This is a genomic window from Gemmatimonadota bacterium (genome assembly GCA_009692115.1).
Lineage (GTDB): Bacteria > Gemmatimonadota > Gemmatimonadetes > Gemmatimonadales > GWC2-71-9 > SHZU01.
In genome coordinates, this window is sequence record SHZU01000001.1 from 363,411 (window position 1) to 382,444 (window position 19,034).

The 19,034-nt window shown below is 66.4% G+C and carries 22 protein-coding genes; 8 read left to right on the top strand and 14 right to left on the bottom strand.

The genetic code is table 11. The features are described from left to right. Positions 1–4: 4 nt before the first annotated feature. Positions 5–358, bottom strand: a complete 354-nt coding sequence (locus tag EXR94_01745; protein ID MSR01452.1) for a hypothetical protein — start codon at positions 356–358, stop codon at positions 5–7. Continuing rightward, positions 355–1,437 carry a hypothetical protein gene (locus tag EXR94_01750; protein ID MSR01453.1) on the bottom strand — a complete coding sequence of 361 codons (1,083 nt, stop codon included), beginning with the start codon at positions 1,435–1,437 and terminating at the stop codon, positions 355–357. Before EXR94_01750 ends, EXR94_01745 begins: the two co-directional genes overlap by 4 nt. Positions 1,438–1,467: 30 nt before the next feature. Between EXR94_01750 and EXR94_01755 the strand changes: the two genes are divergently transcribed. The 7 genes from EXR94_01755 to EXR94_01785 all read left to right on the top strand — a co-directional run bounded on the left by EXR94_01755 (position 1,468) and on the right by EXR94_01785 (position 7,109). Beyond that, positions 1,468–3,021, top strand: coding sequence for a 2,3-bisphosphoglycerate-independent phosphoglycerate mutase (locus EXR94_01755; GenBank protein ID MSR01454.1), 1,554 nt, complete (start codon positions 1,468–1,470; stop codon positions 3,019–3,021). Next, the gene (locus EXR94_01760) at positions 3,005–3,724 is read left to right on the top strand and encodes a hypothetical protein (protein MSR01455.1); all 720 of its coding nucleotides are present in this window, start codon (positions 3,005–3,007) and stop codon (positions 3,722–3,724) included. The genes EXR94_01755 and EXR94_01760 overlap by 17 nt, the downstream gene beginning before the upstream one ends. A 13-nt stretch (positions 3,725–3,737) precedes the next feature. After that, positions 3,738–4,148, top strand: a complete 411-nt coding sequence (locus EXR94_01765; protein ID MSR01456.1) for a 6-carboxytetrahydropterin synthase — start codon at positions 3,738–3,740, stop codon at positions 4,146–4,148. Beyond that, on the top strand, positions 4,141–4,743 hold the full coding sequence (locus EXR94_01770; GenBank protein ID MSR01457.1) for a molybdenum cofactor guanylyltransferase: 603 nt from the start codon (positions 4,141–4,143) through the stop codon (positions 4,741–4,743). The genes EXR94_01765 and EXR94_01770 overlap by 8 nt, the downstream gene beginning before the upstream one ends. A gap of 54 nt (positions 4,744–4,797) precedes the next feature. After that, positions 4,798–5,340, top strand: coding sequence for a hypothetical protein (locus EXR94_01775; GenBank protein ID MSR01458.1), 543 nt, complete (start codon positions 4,798–4,800; stop codon positions 5,338–5,340). Then, on the top strand, positions 5,214–6,578 hold the full coding sequence (locus tag EXR94_01780; GenBank protein MSR01459.1) for a molybdopterin molybdenumtransferase MoeA: 1,365 nt from the start codon (positions 5,214–5,216) through the stop codon (positions 6,576–6,578). Before EXR94_01775 ends, EXR94_01780 begins: the two co-directional genes overlap by 127 nt. A gap of 126 nt (positions 6,579–6,704) precedes the next feature. Next, on the top strand, positions 6,705–7,109 hold the full coding sequence (locus tag EXR94_01785; GenBank protein ID MSR01460.1) for a hypothetical protein: 405 nt from the start codon (positions 6,705–6,707) through the stop codon (positions 7,107–7,109). Positions 7,110–7,122: 13 nt separating this feature from the next. On the opposite strand, the gene EXR94_01790 is transcribed toward EXR94_01785, so the two are convergent. Then, the gene (locus tag EXR94_01790) at positions 7,123–7,536 is read right to left on the bottom strand and encodes a hypothetical protein (protein MSR01461.1); all 414 of its coding nucleotides are present in this window, start codon (positions 7,534–7,536) and stop codon (positions 7,123–7,125) included. Between EXR94_01790 and EXR94_01795 the strand changes: the two genes are divergently transcribed. Next, complete coding sequence (locus EXR94_01795; protein ID MSR01462.1) at positions 7,526–7,765, top strand: hypothetical protein; 240 nt, start codon at positions 7,526–7,528, stop codon at positions 7,763–7,765. The genes EXR94_01790 and EXR94_01795 overlap by 11 nt on opposite strands. Before the next feature lie 15 nt (positions 7,766–7,780). On the opposite strand, the gene EXR94_01800 is transcribed toward EXR94_01795, so the two are convergent. The 11 genes from EXR94_01800 to EXR94_01850 form a co-directional block, all read right to left on the bottom strand. Further along, a complete protein-coding gene (locus EXR94_01800) occupies positions 7,781–9,424 on the bottom strand; it encodes a hypothetical protein (GenBank protein MSR01463.1) in 1,644 nt (547 codons plus the stop codon). Beyond that, complete coding sequence (gene nadC / locus EXR94_01805; protein MSR01464.1) at positions 9,425–10,276, bottom strand: carboxylating nicotinate-nucleotide diphosphorylase; 852 nt, start codon at positions 10,274–10,276, stop codon at positions 9,425–9,427. It lies immediately after the preceding gene. 6 nt (positions 10,277–10,282) lie between these two features. Then, positions 10,283–11,254 carry an electron transfer flavoprotein subunit alpha/FixB family protein gene (locus EXR94_01810; GenBank protein MSR01465.1) on the bottom strand — a complete coding sequence of 324 codons (972 nt, stop codon included), beginning with the start codon at positions 11,252–11,254 and terminating at the stop codon, positions 10,283–10,285. Positions 11,255–11,256: 2 nt separating this feature from the next. Next, positions 11,257–12,006, bottom strand: a complete 750-nt coding sequence (locus EXR94_01815) for an electron transfer flavoprotein subunit beta/FixA family protein (GenBank protein MSR01466.1) — start codon at positions 12,004–12,006, stop codon at positions 11,257–11,259. An 18-nt stretch (positions 12,007–12,024) separates the two neighbouring features. Continuing rightward, on the bottom strand, positions 12,025–13,224 hold the full coding sequence (locus EXR94_01820) for an acyl-CoA dehydrogenase (GenBank protein MSR01467.1): 1,200 nt from the start codon (positions 13,222–13,224) through the stop codon (positions 12,025–12,027). Positions 13,225–13,307: 83 nt separating this feature from the next. Next, positions 13,308–13,964 carry a hypothetical protein gene (locus tag EXR94_01825; protein ID MSR01468.1) on the bottom strand — a complete coding sequence of 219 codons (657 nt, stop codon included), beginning with the start codon at positions 13,962–13,964 and terminating at the stop codon, positions 13,308–13,310. After that, positions 13,961–14,932 carry a metallophosphoesterase gene (locus EXR94_01830; protein ID MSR01469.1) on the bottom strand — a complete coding sequence of 324 codons (972 nt, stop codon included), beginning with the start codon at positions 14,930–14,932 and terminating at the stop codon, positions 13,961–13,963. Before EXR94_01830 ends, EXR94_01825 begins: the two co-directional genes overlap by 4 nt. A gap of 1,200 nt (positions 14,933–16,132) precedes the next feature. Continuing rightward, entirely contained in the window at positions 16,133–16,465 is a 333-nt protein-coding gene (locus tag EXR94_01835) for a hypothetical protein (GenBank protein MSR01470.1), read from the bottom strand. Continuing rightward, a complete protein-coding gene (locus EXR94_01840) occupies positions 16,413–17,429 on the bottom strand; it encodes an isocitrate/isopropylmalate dehydrogenase family protein (GenBank protein MSR01471.1) in 1,017 nt (338 codons plus the stop codon). Before EXR94_01840 ends, EXR94_01835 begins: the two co-directional genes overlap by 53 nt. Beyond that, on the bottom strand, positions 17,426–18,061 hold the full coding sequence (locus tag EXR94_01845; protein ID MSR01472.1) for a hypothetical protein: 636 nt from the start codon (positions 18,059–18,061) through the stop codon (positions 17,426–17,428). The genes EXR94_01840 and EXR94_01845 overlap by 4 nt, the downstream gene beginning before the upstream one ends. Before the next feature lie 72 nt (positions 18,062–18,133). Next, positions 18,134–19,027, bottom strand: a complete 894-nt coding sequence (locus EXR94_01850; protein ID MSR01473.1) for an SDR family oxidoreductase — start codon at positions 19,025–19,027, stop codon at positions 18,134–18,136. Positions 19,028–19,034: the final 7 nt, after the last annotated feature.

Below are 19,034 nucleotides of genomic sequence, written 5' to 3' on the forward strand. Positions count from 1 at the left end.
GGCCCTACCCTGCAGCCTTGGGCGGTAAGGCGGCATCGCCGGGCTTGGCGCCGGGCTTGGTTTCCGCCGCGGAAATGGCTTCGTCGACCACCGCTTGCGCCGCCGCCGCGACCCCCTTCATGACCTTGGTGGCGCTGTCCATGATGCCAATCGTGCCGGAAATCGCCCTGACCGGGATCTTCCCGGCCCGCATCACATCCTCGACCGTTTCGGTCATCCGCGCAAACAGATTAGTCGGCGCCACCCGCTCGGCGTATTTGCTCTCGAGGAATTCGACGTAGTCGAGGATCTGATACCCCCGCTCATCGCTCATCGATTCGAGGCGGCGGACGATCCGCTGCTTGAGGGTATCGTTCATCGCGGCACCACCTTCACCAGTTCGAGAACAGGGGTCGGCAGATACTTCGTCCGACCGGCCCGAATAACGGCCTCGATGGCCACTTCGTCGAGCGGGGCAAATTGACGGAACACCGCGGCCTGCTCACGGGTCACGATGAGGTAGGTAAATCCACTTTCCGGGAGCGGTCCTCGGGCCAGGACATAGGGCGCCCCCCGGGGAATCTCGGGTCGGAGCGGATCGGCTTCCTGCACGGCCAGGTACTGAACCCGCCACGACACCGTCTGGCCAACGTATTTGCCCGGCTGGTCGCGGAGCATCACCGCGGTGATTCTCGGACCCGAGGCGGCCTCGGCCGCGAGGTCGGCGTTCCGGACCCAGCCCTCGAACCGAACCTTGGTCCAGTCCCGGGTCCGGCCGATGACCTGAACCTCAGCCGACTGGACCAGGGTTGCCGCGGGCTTGCCATCGGGCGTGATCGAGAGGACCGCACCCGGGCGGACCGTTGCGCCGTCCGAGACGGTGGAGTCGGCTGGCGGATCTCCTGGTGGCTTCGTCGCGGCCGGCAGAACCGGCGGTGGCGAGCCCGGTTTCACCGAATCCCGGCGGGTGGGAGGCGGCGGAGCGGCCTGGGCAACCGTTGGTTTGACGGCCGGTTCAGCTCGAAGCGAACCCCGAGCCACCCAGCCCGCTCGTCGAACCCGAACCCAGGTGCCCCGGGTCGAAACCTTGGATAACAGGGTGCCTTTTTGAACCCGGGCCACGATGGCACCGGAGGGCGTGGACCGAATGGCTACGCCGGAGCCGGCGGTGACCGTCAGGTCAAAACCGTCCCGGGTCGAACGTTTAGTGGAGGCCACTGGGACCCACCCGTCGATGGTGGCTTCGACGTGGCCGCCATTGGCGCGACCGACCTGATAACTTACCCCGGCCACCAAGGAGCCGAGACGAATGCCGCCGGGATCTTTGAGAAGTGCCGCCGCGCTGGCAGCCCGTTGGCGGGCCTGGGCCGACGCGGTGGCCCCGAACGCGACGAGGGCCAGCGCGAGACAGACTGGTAGGCGACCCAGGCCAGGACTAGATTGGGGCAGCATCGACACGATTTCGCATAGTAGACGGCGCCAGAGAGCATGTCAAACCGAACGCCCCCCGTTGCGTTAATCGTCCTCGACGGGTGGGGCTACCGATCTGAATCCGCGCATAACGCGATTGAGTTGGGCCGCACTCCAGTGTGGCACCGGCTCTGGGAGTCATGTCCCCGGACCCTCCTGGATGCCAGCGGCTTGGCCGTCGGGCTTCCCGATGGGCAAATGGGCAACAGCGAGGTTGGCCACTTGAACTTGGGCGCCGGCCGGGTGGTACCCCAGGACTTGGTCCGGATCTCCGAATCGATGCGGACCGGCGAGTTCTTCCGTCTCCCCCCACTCCTCGAGTTGGGCCGCCATCTCAAGCAGACCGGCGGCACGCTGCATTTGGTCGGACTGCTCGGCAACGGCGGGGTCCACGCCATCGACCACCATCTGCTCGCCGGCCTCGAACTCGGCATCAAGCTCGACGTCCCCCGGATCGCCGTGCACGGTTTCCTCGACGGCCGCGATACGTTGCCGAAGTCGGGACAAGCCTTCGTGGCCACGCTCGCCGCCGACATCGCGAGGATCACCGGGGGGCGCGGTGCCATCGCCAGCCTGATCGGCCGGTACTTCGCCATGGACCGGGACAACCGGTGGGAACGGATTCGTCTGGCCTACGACCTGATGGTCAACGGCGCCGGAGTGGCGGCCACCGACCCGGTCGCGGCGATCGGGGACGCCTACCATCGGGGCGAAACCGACGAGTTCGTCAAGCCGATCGTCCTCCACCGCCACGAGGCCCCGGTGGCCCTGCTTCGCGACGGCGACGCGGTCTTCTGCTTCAACTACCGAAGCGACCGGATGCGGCAGGTCGTCCGGGCCCTCCTGGTCGACGATTTTGACGGGTTCGACGTCACCGGCCGGCCGACGCTCCACGGCGTCACGATGACGCAGTACGACCGGACCTTGCCGGTGCCCCAGGCGTTTCCGCCGTTCAACTTGGCCCGGATCCTCGCCGAGGTGTTGGCGGACGCGTCGCTCTCGCAATTCCGGACCGCGGAAACCGAGAAGTATCCTCACGTCACCTATTTCTTCAACGGGGGCGTCGAACCGCCGTACCTCGGCGAAGAGCGGCAGCTGATTCCGTCCCAAAAAGTGGCCACCTACGACTTGATGCCTGAGATGAGCGCCCCCGGCATTGCCGAGGCCCTCGTCACGGCGTTCGAGCGCCGGGACCATGCGTTTTATCTCTGTAATTTCGCCAACGCCGACATGGTTGGTCACACCGGCGTCCCGGGTGCCATCATCGAGGCCGTCGAAACCGTCGACCAGTGTCTTGGTCGCATCCTGACGGTGGCCGAACGCACCGGCACCCGAATCCTGGTTACCGCCGATCACGGCAACTGCGAGATGATGGTCGACCCGGTTACCGGGGGACCCCATACCGCCCACACCACCAATCCGGTCCCGTTCGTGGCGCTCGGCACCCCCATCCGCGCGTTGCGGGCCGGGGGCGCCCTGTGCGACGTGGCGCCGACGGTTCTCGAGCTCCTCGGGCTCGAGCAACCGGCGGAGATGACCGGTCGGAGTCTATCACGTGCCAATCAAACCTAACGTTGTCCTGCCGCTCGTCGCGGCCCTCGGTCTCCTGGTCCAGCCGGTCGGGGCCCAAGTCGGCCATGACCCGTCGCGGTCGCCCTATCGCGATCTTCGCTACGGCCAATTCGTCTCGCTCTCGGTTGGCAAGGCCTTTGGCGCGGGCGGCACCATCGGGGTGGGCCCCCACGATGGCGAGGTGGCTTGGCTCCGGCATGAGTTCCTTGGCGACCGAACCGTGTCGGTTGGCCTGGCCGGGGGCTTCGCGCGGCTCGACCGCAACATTGCCTTTCCCAATTCGGTCAACAACCCGGTCCGGGGCCCGTTCCAGCACAACGTCTATTTCGCCGAAGGCACCATCCAGTTCAATCTGACCGGCGGCAAGACCTGGCATTCGGTTGCCCCGTACGCCAACGTCGGGTTGGGGTTTGCCTTGGGTGAAAAGCTCCCCGCCGACTCGAGCGGATACAAGCTGAAGACCAAGTTCTACCTCGCGCCGTCGGCCGGGGTCCGCCTGTTCCTGAGCCGCCGGATGTACGCCCGGGTGGAAGCCCGAGCCGTGTTCTGGAGCCTGACCTATCCAGGCACCTACCGGGGCACCGACCCCGACGGATTCGGGCCGGCCAATCCGATTCTGGCCGGCCAGGCGCTCAAGGAATGGGCACCGGTCCCGATGATCCACGCCGGGCTTGGCTACGCCTTCAAAAATCCCTTCTTCTGATCGTCAACGGCTGATGCGGATCCGTCTGACTCGGGCCGTGGCCTTCCGGGCCTTTCACCAGTTGGCCGACCGGACGCTCTCCCCACAGGAGAATCGAACCCGGTTCGGGTGGACCAGCGAGCCGCACGCCCATCACTACCGCTGTGAAGTGTCGGTGGCGGGGCCGGTTGACCACCGACTCCCGTTCGTGATCGACCTGCCGTTGCTCGACCGGATCCTCGCAGACGAAGTGACGGCGCGGTTCGACGGCCGCCACCTTCACCGGGACGTCGCCCCGTTTACCGAGATCCTCCCGACATGCGAGGGCCTGGCCCGCGACGTGTTCGAGCGGATTGCCCGGCGACTCCCCCCGGGCACAACGCTCGACCGGGTGATGATCGCCGAGGACGCCGACCTCAGCGCCGAATGCCTTGGAGATGTCTGAGCCGAAGGGGGCCATCCTGGCGGGCGGTCAGGCCCTTCGGTTCGGGGGCAAGCCCAAAGGCCTGGAGGAAATAGGCGGGGTGCGGATGCTCGACCGATTGGTAGCGGCCATGACCGAGGCCTTTGGGACGCTGCCATTCCTGATCGCCAACGCCCCGGACGCCTCGGATTGGCACCCCGGCCTCCGGGTCCGGCCGGACCGGATTGCCGGGGCCGGAACGTTAGGCGGCATCCATGCCGCCATCCTGGCCGCCGAGGGCCCGGTGGTCTGTGTGGCGTGGGACATGCCCTTTGTGCCGGCCGGGCTCCTCCGTCTCATCGGTTCGCGGTTGACCGGTTTCGATGCCGTCCTCCCCGCCAGTCCCGGACCGCGAGGCATGGAGCCGCTCTGTGCCGGCTATGGTCCGGGGTGCACCGGTCCGATCGAGGCGGCCATCGCCCGACAGGACCTCCGGGCGGTCGGATTCCATCCCGACATTCGCCTCGACCTCCTTGACCCGGCCGCGACCCGGCCGTTCGGCGATCCCGCCCGGCTCTTTTTCAACGTCAATACTCCGGAGGATCTGGCCCGGGCCAACCAGGCCGGACCGGCTTAGACTGGGCTGGTCCCTCTTTCCCCGCCCCCAGGACCAAGGTATTCTCCCTCCTCTATGCAGATCATCTCCATCATCGGCCACCAAAACGCGGGCAAGACCACGCTCCTTATCGCGCTCGCCCTGGAATTCCACCGCCGGAAGAAGCGGGTGGCCACGATCAAGCATGTCACTCACGCCCCCACGCTCGACCGGGAAGGCTCCGACACCCACCGGCATTTTCACGAGGGCCTCACCGACGGGGGCCTGATCGCGAGCCCCGACCTCCAGGCCGTGTTCGAACGCCGCCCCGACGATACCGGACCCGAGGCCTTGGCGCGCCCGCCAGTACTTCGCCGACCGCGACCTGGTCCTCGTGGAAGGGTGCCGCCAAGCCCCGATCCCCAAGATCGAGATTTTTCGGTCGGCCGGCGGACCGGCGCCAATTGCCGCCACCGCTCCGCATCCGGAACACTGGGTGGCCCTGCTCTCCGATGTGCCGGTACCCCAAGTCAGCTGCCCGGTTCTCCGCTTCACCGACACGATGTGGCCCCAACTCTTGGCGTCCATCGTCTAGGACCGCGCCAAGCCGCTCGAGTAGGCTGGTGCTCACCAGTCTGACCGCCCGAGAGGCTGCCGAACGCATCCAGGCAGCTGTTCCAGTCGGACCGCCGCTCCGGGTTCCCCTCGCATCAGCGTTAGGCAGTGTCCTCGCGGAATCGGTCATCAGCCCGATCGACGTGCCGTTTTGGGCCAACTCCGCCATGGACGGGTATGCCGTTCGGGCCGACGAGGTCCGCGGCGCCAGCGCGGCCGCGCCGGTTCGCCTGCGGGTCATCGAGCAGATCCCGGCGGGCACCTTTCCTACCCGGACGATCGGTGCCGGCCAGGCGGCCCGGATCTTCACCGGCGCCCCGCTTCCCGACGGCGCCGATTCGGTGATCCGGCAGGAGGACACCGACCTCGGCACCGACCTCGTCACGATCGTCAGGGATCGCGACTGCGGCGTCAACGTCCGCCGGGCGGGCGAAGACCTCAGGGCCGGCGCCTTGGTATTCGAGGCCGGCACCGCCCTCGGTCCGGCTCACCTCGGGGTCTTGGCGTCGCTCGCGATGGCGCACCCTGTGGTCTACCGCCGGCCCCGCGTCGCGATCCTCGGCAGTGGCGACGAGATCGTCGACGTCGACCAGCCCGATCTGATCTTGAGCGGCCGGAAGGTCGCCAGCTCGAACAACCACACCATGACGGCCATGGTCCGGTTGGCCGGCGGCGAACCGGTCTCCCTCGGCAATGCGGCCGACCGCCCCGAGGCCATCCGGCGGCTGCTGGAGTCGGCCCTCGATTGTGACCTCATCGTCACTACCGCCGGCATCAGTGTCGGCGAACACGATCACCTCCGCGGTGTCCTTCAATCAATGGGCGCCGAGATCGATTTCTGGAAACTTCGGATGCGGCCGGGCGCTCCGGTGGGCTTCGGGATGGTGAGCTCGGTTCCGTGGATCGGGTTACCCGGGAACCCGGTGAGCGCGATGGTGACCTTCGAGCTGTTTGCCCGGCCGGCCATTCGGCGGATGATGGGCGAACCACTGCCATTCCGTCGCGCCGTTTCCGTCGCCCCCGCCGAGCCGATCCGGCTAGGTCCGGCACTCCAGCACTTTCTTCGGGCCCGCGTCACCGGCGACGGGGCCGAGGCCATCGCGTCGCTGACGGGGCCGCAGGGTTCGGGCATCCTCAAATCAATGGCCATCGCCAACGCGTTACTGATCGTTCCGGAGGGAGTCCAGCAGGTCGGGGTCGGCTCTCGCTTGGACGCTATTCGGCTCGACGATCCGACCCACCTCGCCGCTCCACCGTTCTAGCACCCCCTCCCTGGCTGATTGATGGAGAAGCCGATGCGACAGTTGTTCCGGCTGCTGGCCCTGGCCCCGCTGCTCATTCCGATCTGAAGTGCCGAGCCCCAAGCCGGCACCCAGGAGGTCAACGAGGTGAAGTCCACCCTCGACGCCATGTGGGCCGCCGTCGAGCGCGGAGATTCCGCGGGCTACGCGGTCTTCGTCCACCCGAACTTCACGCAATACGGCGAGAACGACGTCTACCTCACCTCAGGCAAAGACCTCGAGGTCCGATCGATGGCGGCCTACTTTCGGCGGGCCAAAGAGGTACACACCGAGATGCACCAGGCCGAGGTCACGGTGCGCGGCACCGTGGCGTGGATCACCTCTATTGGACTGATGCGGGAACGTCAAACGGAACCCGGTTCACCAGCCGGGGAAAATCAACCAGGATCTTCGTCAAGGAAAACGGCCGCTGGCTTGGTATCCACGGCCACTACACCGCCGTTCCCTGAGGATGTCGAGCGGCAGAGGCCGAGGCGAGAGTCCCGGTCGTGACCGCCCGGCGGTCTCAGCCGCGGACCTGTTTCAGCACCTCCGAAAGGTTCAGGGTCCGGGCTTGCTCCCGGATCCGGCCCTCGACCTTGGGATAGAGCCCCTCGGCGTCAACCTTGAGCTTGCCAAACAGTGCCTTGAGGTCCTCCCGGCTGAGACTCCGGCCCTGGGCATAGTATTGCCGGGCCGCGTTCCCGAGCGCATACGTCGTCGCGAAGGTCAGAGCAGCCCCGGCGGCGGTCGAGACCACCCCACCGGCCACCCCGCCGAGCATCCGGCCAAACAGCCCTTTGGCCAAACCGCCCATGAGCTTCCGAGCGACGCCCTCCATTACTTGGCCGGCCGCGCCGATCCCGACCGCCCCGGCCAGGTCCTTCACCTGATTGGCATCGAGCTTCTGGCCGTGGTCCTGGCCAATCTTGTACACCATCCTCGGATCCGGCGGATGCGGACTGGCCGGCCCGGATCGGTCGCTCGATCGGTTCAACGAGGCGAAGCAACTCTGGGATCAGGAGAATCCGGCCAACTATGCCGTCACGGTGTCGTTCGACCGCCAGTACGGGTTCCCATCGGACGCCACCATCGACTACATCAAGAATGCCGTCGACGACGAGTTGAGTCTCAAGGCGTCCAACTTCGTCGTCCTGCCAGTCCCCTGATGACGGCCCATCGGGCTACATCACCCGGTACTTGGGACCGCTACCGCCCTCGCGGGGCGTCCACCGGGGGCCCACGACGTCAGTGGCCTTGCAGTCGACACAATTGGGCGGATTGACCCGAAGCTCGTCCCCGACTCGTTCGTAGACACCGGCGGGACAGATGTGACTGTAGAAGTCGGCGACCTCACCGGACACGTCCTGCCCGACAATCAAGTGGGAGGGAATGGTATCCCGGGTCGCGTTACCAGACTTGAACACGGCGTCAGCTTTGCTGAAGGTGATGGTATTGTCCGGCACGAACGGCGTTCGAGGGGTGATGTCCCGCGGCTCCTCGGCGTCGGTCTCACTGTGGATCTGGCCTCCGGGAAACCCACCGTTGGTGAGGGTCATCAGCACACTCTTCACGCCGCCCACGTAGAAACCCTGCTTGAAGGCCAGCCGCATATTCCGGCGTTTCTTGAGGTCGGCCACCACGTAACTGTCCCGGAGCATGGTGTCGTAGGCGGCCAGCTTGGCCCCGCTGGTGTCGCCCGCTTTGAGAGCCGCGAAGATGGCCCGGGCCGCGAACATCCCGGATTGCATGGCGTAGTGAATGCCCTTGAGGCTCGCTACTTCCACCGTGCCAAGACAATCGCCGGCCATGATGAGGCCGTCACCCGAAAACCGATCGGGCAGCGCGTAATATCCGCCCTCGGGAATGGTCTTGGCGCCCCACTCGACCAAGTGGCCTCCCTCGAAGTACGGCCGGAACAACGGGTGGAGCTTGGTCCGCTGGAGCAACTCATGGACGTCGAGTCCGGCATCCTTGGCGTCCAGCCCGACCACCAGCCCAATGGCCACCTGACTGGGCCCCATCGGGTACATGAAGGTGCCGCCGAAGGCATCCCGCGGAAGCGGCCAGCCCAAGGTGTGAATGATCCGGTCCAACGGTTTCTTGACGTCCCACACTTCTTTGACGCCTAACGCAAAGATCTGGGGATTCGGCGACCCGATTTTCTGCCAGTTGCGCCAGGCCTCGGACAACGGACCCCGGGTGCCTTCGGTCAGGACCGTCACTTTGGCGGCCAGGTCGGTCGGCTCGGCAAACCCATCGCCCGGGTTCCGGTCCCGATCGAGGCCCGACGGGGTGGTCCGGACCCCGATGACCCGGGCGCCGTCCACCAGCAAGGAATCCGCGGGGAACCCGGCAAACAGGTTAACGCCGAGTTCCTCGGCCCGGCCACCCATCCAACGCACCACCTCCGACAGCGAGGCCACGTAGTTCCCGCTGTTGTGCATTGTCGGCGGGGTCGGGATCTTCAGGGCGCTTCCCTCGGTCATCAGGTACACGGCCTCGCCGGTGACTTTCTGCCGGAACGGCAAGTCGGCGACCGGGACCTCCGGGAAGAGTTCGGCGAACGTCCGGGGGTTGATCACGGCGCCGGAGAGGCAGTGCTCCCCGAGGCTCCCGGCTTTTTCCAACACGCCGATACTCAAGTCGCCTAACGTTCCATCCTGCTTGACCAGCTTGGCCAGTTCGATGGCCCCCGCCAGACCCGCCGGACCGGCGCCGACGAAGAGCACGTCCATCTCGATGGCCTCGGCGCCCGGCGCCTCGGCCTTGATCAACTGCGCCACCGGCAGGGCCGGCTGGTGTCTGATGGGGAGAATCCTGGTCACTTACGCAAGCTCCAGTGAGATGTCGGCGGCGATGACGCTGTGAGTCAGCGCCCCGACCGAGATGAAGTCCGCGCCCGCCTCGGCGTAGGCGCGGGCATTGCCGAGGTTGATGCCCCCGGTCGCTTCGATCGCGATGGTGGGCTGAAGACCCCGGGCGAGTTCCGACCACCGGGCCACCATGCCGGGCGTCTGGTTGTCGACCATCAACCGGTCGGCCCCGGCCCGGCTGGCTTCGATGACCTGCTCCTCGGTCTCGACTTCCACTTGGCACGCGATCGCCCCCCGTGCCCGGGCGGCAACCAAGGCTTCCGCCACGCTCCGGCCATCGCGCTCCAATGCCCGCCAGTGATTGTCCTTGACCATGACGGTGTGGGCCAAGTCGAGCCGGTGAATCACACCCCCACCCGCGACGACGGCGGCCACGTCCAGCAGGCGGAGCCCGGGGGCCGTCTTCCGGGTGTGGAGGACCTGGCACCTGGTTCCGGCAATCGCCCGGACGTAGGCGCGAGTCGCGGTGGCAATTCCACAGGCCCGCTGGAGAATGTTGAGCATCGCTCGCTCCGCCCGGAGAATGGCAGCCAGATCGCCCCGGACCTGGCCGATCGGGCCGGGCTCGGCGGCACCGCCCTCACCGGTGACCCAAGTGACCGAGCAGCCAGCCGCTCGGGCGGTGGTCTCGGCATACAGAAGCCCGGCCACCACGATGGGTGTCCGGGCCTCGAGCACGGCTTGGCCGGGCACCGGCTTCCGCACCGTGACGGCGGTCGTCAGGTCGAGGACGCCGTCTTCACCGAGCGCCAACGCCGCAACCCGGGTGGCGTCGACGGTGAGATCGGGCAGGCGCTCCGGCATGGGCGGTTACTCCGCCTTGAGTTTTCGAATCTCGTCGGTTAGCCGAGGCACCACCTCGAACAAATCGCCGACGATTCCGTAGTCGGCCACCTTGAAGATCGGCGCGTCCTTGTCCTTGTTGATCGCGACGATGACCTTCGACGTCCGCATTCCGGCCAAGTGCTGAATCGCGCCGGAAATCCCGATCGCCACGTAGAGCGACGGCGCCACGGTCTTCCCGGTCTGGCCAACCTGGGCGCCGTGTTCGCGCCATCCGGCGTCGACCACCGCCCGGCTGGCGCCAACCGCCGCCGACCCCAGCGCCGCCGCCAGATCCTCGACCAATTTGAAGTTGGCGGGCTCTTTGAGACCCCGGCCGCCCGAAACCACAATGGGCGCCTCGGTGACATCGAGCGCGGCGGTGGCCGGCGCTTTGATTTCCGTGACTGTGACTCGCTGGGTAAAAGCGGGCACCGCGACCGTTTCGGCGACCCCGGCCTTGTCGGCTTTGCCGGGCGCGAAGGTGTTGGGACGAACCGAGAGAATCGCGGGTGTTCCGCCTAACACGAGTTTCTGGATGGCTTTGCCGGCATACACCGGGCGGGTGGCGACGATCTTCCCGCCCTCGACGTGGAGCGCGGTCACGTCGGTGGCACAGGCGGTCCGCAACTTGGCCGCAACCCGGGGCGCGAGGTCCCGGCCGGTGGCACTGGCCGCGAAGACGACCGCGGCATAGCTCCCGCCGATCGATGCGATGGTCGCGGCATAGCCATCGGGATTGTAGAGTCCGAATCCCTCGTGAGTGGCGTACAAGACCCGGTCGGCTCCTGAGGGCCCCAATCCGGTCACCCCCTCCACCGGCCCGGCGCCAAGGACGATGGCGTCGACCGTGCTCCCCCCCATGGCGTCCGCAATCAGGCGGGCGGCCGCTACTGCTTCCAAGGAGACTTTGCGAAGCGCACCCTGGCGCTGTTCCGTGACGGCAAGAATGGCAGCCATGATCAGATCACCTTCGCTTCGTTGCGAAGCAATTGCACGAGGAGCGTGACGGCGTCAGGTCCTTCCCCGACGATCCGGCCGGCTTGGCGTTCGGGCGGGAGGGAGAGCCCCACGACCGACACGGCGCCGGGTCCGAGCGTAACCGGCTTCGACTCGAGGGGCTTCTTCTTGGCCGCCATGATCCCCTTGAGGGACGGTAGCCGCGGGGTATTGAGACCCTTGTCGGCGGTGATCACCGCCGGAAGGGCGCAGGTCACGACCTCGACTCCGCCCTCCACTTCGCGCTCGGCCTGGACCCGGCCGCCGTCGACGGTAAGGCCCGACACCGCCGAAATCGTCGGGAGGCCCAGCAACTCGCCCACCATCAGGCCGACCTGATGGTTGTAGTCATCCACCGCCATCTTGCCGAACAGGATCAGATCGAACCCGCCGGTGCCGAGCTCGGCCGCCAGCGCCTCGGCCACCACGAAGCCGTCCGCCGAACCAGCGGTCTGGAGCAGGACGCCGCGGTCGATGCCCATGGCGAGCGCCGTCCGGATGGTCTCCTGAGCGGCGTCGCCGCCTAACGAGTAGACCACGGTCTCCCCGGCCCCGGCCTTGTCCTTCAGGGCCAGCGCCGCCTCAAGGGCGTACTCGTCATACGGGTTCGGGACAAATTTCACCCCGGTCTCGTCGATGGACTTCCCGTCCCCGCCCACCACGATTTTGGCCGTGGTGTCGGGAACCCGCTTCAAACAAACCGCGATTTTCACGATCCCTCCTTCAGTGCACTAATACGCGCTGAGTCCGGTGATTTCTTGCCCCAGAATCAGCGAGTGCATGTCGTGGGTGCCCTCGTAGGTATACACGGATTCCAGATTGGCCATGTGGCGCATCGAATGGTACTCGGCCAAGATCCCGTTGGCGCCCAGCAACCGGCGGGATTCCCGGGCGCATTCGCACGCCATATCCACGTTGTTCCGTTTGGCCATCGAGACCTGCTGCGGCGTCATGGTGCCCGCCTCTTTCATCCGGCCCAACTGGAGGGACAGCAATTGGGCCTTGGTAATTTCCGTGGCCATGTCGGCCAACCGGACCTGTTGGATCTGGGTGCCGCCGATCGGCCGGCCGAACATGATCCGGCTCTTGGAGTAGCGCACGGCCTCATCGTAACAGGCCATCGCCGCACCGATCGCGCCCCAGGAGATGCCGTACCGGGCCTGGGTCAGGCACTGGAGCGGGCTCTTGAGGCCGCCGGACTTCGGCAGCAGGGCGTCCTTGGGGAGATGGACATCTTCGAAATGGAGTTCGGCCGTATCGGAGGCCCGCAGCGAGAGCTTGCCCTTTTGGTCTTTGCCGGTAAAGCCCTTGGTGTCGGTGGGCACGATGAAGCCCCGAATCGACTTGGAGTCGTCAATCTCGCCGGTCTTGGCCCACACCACCGCCACGGTCGCCTGCGATCCGTTGGTGATCCACATCTTGGTTCCGTTCAGGACCCAACCGTCCTTGGTTTCCTTCGCGGTGGTAATCATCCCGCCCGGGTTCGAGCCGAAATCGGGCTCGGTCAGACCAAAGCAGCCGATGTCCTTTCCTTGGGCCAGCGTCGGGAGCCACCGTTTGCGCTGCGCCTCCGAACCGAACGCGTAGATCGGGTACATCACGAGGGCACCCTGGACCGACGCGAACGAACGAATCCCGCTGTCGCCCCGCTCGAGTTCCTGCATGATGAGTCCGTAGGCCACGTTGCCCAAGCCGGCGCATCCGTATTCCTCGGGCAGGTTGGCGCCGAGGACACCGAGTTCCGCGAGGCCGGGGATCAGTTGCTTGGGGAATTTGCCGGCGACGTAGTACTCGCCGATGATCGGCATCAGGTGCTCATCGACCCAGGCCCGGACGGTGTCCCGGATGGCGCGCTCTTCTTCCGTGAGGAGGGAGTCGATTTGATACAGATCGACTCCGGTAAACTGGGACCCAGCGACACCGACTGACATGGGGCAACCCCTTCTAAAAAAACGAGTTAAGGCGGGAAAATAACGTAAGATGGCCAGCCGGGGTAGGCAGGGTTTCGCGGGCCTTACCGAATCGCGATGGCGCGCGGTTCGATGGCGACTTCGTTGGCCTTCCGCCGAAATCCCGGTCCGTGATCGACCGGGAGCCCCGACTCGTCTTGCCACTGGTGAACCATTTCGTGGAGGAGGGTGTCACTCACCGAGGCCCAGCCGTCCCGACTCAGATGGCGGCGACTGATGGCGATGATCGGACTCCCGACCGACGTGGGTTCGTAATGACCGAGCTTGCGCCGCATCCGGCCCGAGAGCTCGATCGGAATCGGGGCCAGCCGGCCGCCGAACCACCGCGCATTCAAGACGACATGGAGGGCTTGCAACTGAGCGATTCGCTGCTCGTCGCCCGGTTCGGACCGATCGGGGCGGCGAATCCGCCGGGGCGGGCCGTCCGGATGGACTGGGAACCGAAGGAACACCCGGGCGGCCTCCCGGCGATCCTTCCGCCGCACCCAGGGCCTGGCCCACTTGGCGATTGCGGCCACCACCTCGGGAGGAGCCGCTGCATACCCCCCATGAACCCGGAGCCCGCTCCGCGGCTTGAAGGAGAGCATGACCCGGCGGTTTTGATGGAGCACGATCGGAATCGAGGCCGGCACCCCGAACGCCCGGAGTTCGGCAACCAAGTCCCGGGGCGTTTCAAGGTCGAGGCCGAGTTGGGCGGTCATCGCTCGGCGGGGCGCGGAAACCGGGCTGGTTCGCCGGGCTGGAAGGTGCGGCGGGCCCGGTCCCAGATGTGAGGCCTGATGGTGATCGACGAATCGTCGATTGTGATGACGTTGAAGGCCGACGGCCGGTGCCCCCGAGTCCGGTGGGTGTGAGTGCCCGCGGTGGAGACTACCATCCGGCCCGCCGCCGCCGCACCCTCCTGATGGTCGTGCCCGCACAGCACCAGATCGGCTCCGGTCGAGCGCAGGGCGTCCTCGGCCCATCGCCAGTGGGCCAGGCCCATCCGACGCGAGATCTGACCCCGGAGGACGTTGTGGTGGAGGACGACTACCTTGAGGCCCGCCGGCGCGGCCTGGAACCGGGCGGCGACCCGCTCCACCTCCGAGCGCGGCAAGTGCCCCTTCACGGCCGGATCCCGCCAGAACTTCCAGGTCATCGAGCCGAAGGCCACGCCGTGACTGGTCCGGACGGAGGCAATCACGAGGCCGGGCAACTCGAGCGTCGGCGACAGGTCGTCACCGAAATAGCGGCGATACTTGACTGTTAGGCGGTCGGTGCCCAACAGGCCGAACGGAGTTTCCCACCAGGCCACGTCGTGATTTCCCGGTATCACATGGACCGGCGCCGCCGGGCGAAGCCGCTCCACGAAGGCCAGCGCGCGCTGGAACTCGCCGTGCCGGCCCCGCTGGGTCAGATCACCTGAGATAACGATGGCGGTGGGTCCAAGGGTCGGGACCAAGGACTCCAGCACGTTGATCTGCTCGAGATCAACGTCCCGGCCAAAATGCAGATCCGAGAGATGAACGAGGGTCGTCACTCTACCAAACGACCCTGACTCGGTAGGTGAGGGTCGTTGCGCCGCGGGCCGGCACCTTGACCCGGAACCGGGTGATCGTGCTCGACACCTTCTCCGCCGCGACCGAGCTCGAGACAACCGTCCACTCGCCACCCCGCTGCTCCAGCACATCGACCGAGACCACCGAGTCCTTGGCGTTGGCAATGGTAACGGCGTAGGTGGCCATGGCCACGGTCCGCTTGCCTTCGAGACGGGTCTCGTACGCCGTCTGGAGACGGCGGGCGGTCAGGTCGAAGGCGGTGCCGGCGTCGAGCCGAAGATCCTGGCCGGCCGCCGTGTGGCCCACCGAGGATTCGCCAACCAACTGCGGGCGGCCCGCGGCGTCGCGTTCGTAGAGACGGACGGTACCGCCCGGCACGGGCCGATCGCCGAACTCGGTCTTGGCCAGGCGTTTGATGATGTAGGTGACGTTGACCGGTTCGAGCTGCTCGTCGCCGGATTGGGGCAGACCGCCCCAATACGGGAGCTGCCCCCGCACCGTGTAGGTCCGCTCGAGCGGCGCGGCGGCCGGTTCGAACAGGGCCGCCGAGGTCTCGACGCCCGGAACGAACGCCAACCGGCCCGGCAACGTGTACAGGTGGGCCTCGCCGACCTGCTGCTCACTGGCCCCCATGTCCGCCATGGCCATCGACGCCTCTCGAGCCAACGGCCCCCGGCCTTGGAACGTCTTTGGGGCGGACCCCACGTTACCGGCCAGCAACTGGACCTCGACGGAATCAGCCCGGATGGTGCCGACCTGAATGGCGGCATGCCCCGCCACCCGAGCGGTTCCCTTGCCTAACGTGATGGCGTAAGCGGCGTTCCAGGACGCCCCGCCCGAGAAAAAGCCCAGGCCGAGGGTGGTGCGGGGCTTCTCGCTCTTGATCCCGACGAGCAGACTGGACTGGAGCGGCACCAGCTCGGCCGGAAACAGCGGGATGCCGGGCGCTTGGAACGTCACCCGCCCATCCTCGAGCCGATACCGCTCCGGATCGACCGCCATGACGTCGGCCATGGTGATTTCCCGGGCGCCGTTGGGGCCGCGAGTCGCAAAAGCCAGTTGGCGGCCAACGGCCCGGCGAAGGGCATTGGCCTGATCTTGGGCGGCATCGTACTGAGCGCCGGTAATGGCCAGGCCCGAATCGAGGGCAAACAGGGAGCCAAGATCGAGCTGCCCCAGCGTCAATTGATGCGACGACGCTCCGGCCGGCACTCGAACCGGGAGGGTCCGGCGTTGGAGGACCCGACCATCCTGGTAGATCGTCAGGCTCGTTTGCGCTTCGGCCGCGACTCCTCCAACCAAGATGATGACCGCCAAGACGCCCGCTGCCCTCATCGCAACTCCTTGGGTAGGTATTCTTCGAGGATCCGCGAGACGAACCGGCGGACGATTACGTACACCAGCACCACCGAGGCCGCCGCGAAAACCCGTTGGGTCAGCTCCGGGGGCGTCTTCCAGATCAGCCAAGCCGCCAGCAGCACGGCCGCCACGATGCCGTACCGCTGCCCAGCACGGGCCGCCTTCCGCCGGCGTTTCTCCTTGCACCCATGGCAATAGTCACCCCACGCCAAGCCCGGCTCGCGCCGGTCGCATTGGACGCAGGGAACCGGCTCAGCCGCGAGCCCGAGCCGCGACGCGATCGCCGAATTGTTGAGTCGTAGCATGGCCACCCAGATCCTTGGTTCGGACTTGGTCTTTCACTATCGTGTCGACGATCGCTCGCCGAAGCCGGCCGCCGGCCTCGGCCTCGCCGAGGTGTTCCAGCATCATCGCGGCCGCAAACATCAGCGCCGACGGATTGGCCAGGCCCGTGCCGGCAATGTCAGGGGCGCTGCCATGGACGGCTTCGAAGATCGAGGCCGTCGTTCCAATGTTGGCGCCCGGCGCCAAGCCCAAGCCTCCGACCAGGCCGGATATTTCATCGCTCAGAATATCGCCGAACAGGTTCGTGGTCACGATCACGTCGAACTGTTCCGGCCGGACCACCAGTTGCATGGCGCAGTTGTCGACGATCATGTCGGTGGACTCGACCCGGCCCTGATACTCGGCCGCCACCTCGTGGCCGACCTCCAGGAACAGCCCGCTCACCATCTTGAGGATATTGGCTTTGTGAACGATGGTGACCTTCTTCCGCCCGGTCCGGAGGGCGTATTCGAAGGCGTACCGGACGATCCGTTCGCAGCCGTATCGGGTGGTGACCCCGGTGGTGACGCCGGCCGCGTGGGGATCGTCTTTGGTAGCAATCCAATACTCGATCCCGGTATAGAATCCTTCGAGATTTTCCCGCACCAACACGATGTCGATGTTGTCGTACCGGCCGGGGAGAATGGTCTTGGCGGGCCGGACGTTGGCAAACAGCTCGAACTCGCGGCGGAGCGCGACGTTCACCGATCGGTAGCCCGGACCCGAGGGGGTCGTAAGCGGCCCCTTCAACGCCACTCGGCGGTGCCGGATGCTCTCCAGGGTGGCTTCGGGCACCGGCGTGCCCGTCGCGGCCACCGCGGCCATCCCGCCAAGCTGGCGGTCCCACGTGAAGGTCACCCCGGTTGCTTCAACCGCATTGATCGTCGCGTCACTGATTTCCGGCCCGATTCCGTCTCCTGGAATCAGGGTCACTTCGTACCTCATGGCTCGCCCTCAACCGGGAAGATCGTGGCCACGGCCTTGCCAAGTACCTGATCGGGGGTGCCGCCGCTGCCTTTGGCCATCGACCGCCAGACCACTTTGCCGGTCCGGACGTCCGCCAATAAGACGGCCATATCAACCGCGAGGGCACCGGCACTGTCGGACTTGAACACCACCGAGGCGGGAATCATCGCGTAGCGTGAACCGCCCGCCACCGCCAAGAGTCGGCGGAGGTTCGAGCGGAGCGGGTCAGGGACGGAGGACATTCCCCAACTCCGCATGATCGACTGCCCCATCTGGTCGGGGTCCGGCATCAGGCCACCGGCCCGACGGGAGATCCGCCGCAATTCCTGGGGGGGGATCCACTTTACTTCGGGTGCCCGGGAGGCGGCCCCTTCGAACAGCACCGAATCGACCCACCGGAGCAGCGCCGGCCGAGCCAGCGCAAAGGTGCCTGGCGGGACCTCGGGTTCGATGAGGAACATGTTGACGGGAACGATGGCGACGCCCTGGCCGGCCACCGCATTGACGACGAGCGGCTGGGTAACCGGCCTCTTCTGGGCAAACACCGGCTGGGCGCCGGCCAGCGAAGCAACCACGGTCACGAGCGCGAACACGTTGCGGTTTCTCAACATAGCAGCTGTAATCCTAACGGAGTCGACCTAAAAAAACGACTCCACGCTGCCCGAGGTACCCACCGGCGACGGCTATCGCTCCAGGGCCAGGCCCCCGTCCACTTGAATGACTTGGCCGGTGACATGCCTGGCCTCATCCGAACAGAGGAACGACACCACATGGGCCACATCTTCGGGATCGGCCAAGCGGCCCAGCACCGTACTGGTCTTGGCCCGTTCCAGTACCTCGGGCGGCAGTTGCTGCAGGCGCTCGGTGCGGACGAACCCGGGCGCCACCGCGTTGACATTGATGTTGCTCGGACCAAGTTCCACCGCCACGGCCCGGGTCAGACCCTCGAGCCCGGACTTGCTGGCGGCGTAACTGGTGACCCCGAACCCCGGCCGGGTGGCCTGGTGGGCACTGATACTGACAATCTTACCGTACCGCTGGCGGCGGAAGATCGGGGCAACCGAGGCGATGCAGTTATTGGCCCCGATCAGATTCGTCATGATGACGTCGTTCCAGTCAGTCTCCGTCAGGCGCCATTGGGCACCATCGATCGCAATCCCGGCGTTGTTGACCAAGAAATGGACCGACCCAAACTTCTCCTTGACGGCGTCGATGAAACGAGCCACGTGCTCCCGATCCCGCACGTCGCAGGTATCGGCCAGCACGCGGGCGCCCATCGAGGCCAGAATCGTTTCGGTCAACAAGGCCATTTCGCGAACGTCCCGGCCCGGCAAATTGACGAAACAGAACGCCACGTTGCAGCCCAGCCGGCCGAACTCGAGCGCAATGGCCCGCCCCAAGCCCGTTGCCCCGCCGGTCACGACGACCGTCTTGCCGGCAAACCCGGGAGCCACCACCGGTTGCTCCAACGCCTCCGGCAAGACCGCCGACCGCGAGCGGCCAACCGCCTGCCAACTAGGTGATTTCCCGAAATCCGAAAATGGCATCTGGCGCGAAGCTATCGGCCGTCGCCCCATCCCGCAA

Coding starts and splice junctions, on each gene's coding strand:
- EXR94_01810 (MSR01465.1), bottom strand. CDS start 11,254: ATGGCTGCCATTCTTGCCGTCACGGAACAGCGCCAGGGTGCGCTTCGC.
- EXR94_01840 (MSR01471.1), bottom strand. CDS start 17,429: ATGAGGTACGAAGTGACCCTGATTCCAGGAGACGGAATCGGGCCGGAA.
- EXR94_01745 (MSR01452.1), bottom strand. CDS start 358: ATGAACGATACCCTCAAGCAGCGGATCGTCCGCCGCCTCGAATCGATG.
- EXR94_01790 (MSR01461.1), bottom strand. CDS start 7,536: ATGGTGTACAAGATTGGCCAGGACCACGGCCAGAAGCTCGATGCCAAT.
- EXR94_01780 (MSR01459.1), top strand. CDS start 5,214: ATGTGCCGGTACCCCAAGTCAGCTGCCCGGTTCTCCGCTTCACCGACA.
- EXR94_01830 (MSR01469.1), bottom strand. CDS start 14,932: ATGTGCTGGAGCAGCGGGGTGGCGAGTGGACGGTTGTCTCGAGCTCGG.
- EXR94_01825 (MSR01468.1), bottom strand. CDS start 13,964: ATGACCGCCCAACTCGGCCTCGACCTTGAAACGCCCCGGGACTTGGTT.
- EXR94_01850 (MSR01473.1), bottom strand. CDS start 19,027: ATGGGGCGACGGCCGATAGCTTCGCGCCAGATGCCATTTTCGGATTTC.
- EXR94_01845 (MSR01472.1), bottom strand. CDS start 18,061: ATGTTGAGAAACCGCAACGTGTTCGCGCTCGTGACCGTGGTTGCTTCG.
- EXR94_01755 (MSR01454.1), top strand. CDS start 1,468: ATGTCAAACCGAACGCCCCCCGTTGCGTTAATCGTCCTCGACGGGTGG.
- nadC (MSR01464.1), bottom strand. CDS start 10,276: ATGCCGGAGCGCCTGCCCGATCTCACCGTCGACGCCACCCGGGTTGCG.
- EXR94_01835 (MSR01470.1), bottom strand. CDS start 16,465: ATGCTACGACTCAACAATTCGGCGATCGCGTCGCGGCTCGGGCTCGCG.
- EXR94_01770 (MSR01457.1), top strand. CDS start 4,141: ATGTCTGAGCCGAAGGGGGCCATCCTGGCGGGCGGTCAGGCCCTTCGG.
- EXR94_01775 (MSR01458.1), top strand. CDS start 4,798: ATGCAGATCATCTCCATCATCGGCCACCAAAACGCGGGCAAGACCACG.
- EXR94_01765 (MSR01456.1), top strand. CDS start 3,738: ATGCGGATCCGTCTGACTCGGGCCGTGGCCTTCCGGGCCTTTCACCAG.
- EXR94_01820 (MSR01467.1), bottom strand. CDS start 13,224: ATGTCAGTCGGTGTCGCTGGGTCCCAGTTTACCGGAGTCGATCTGTAT.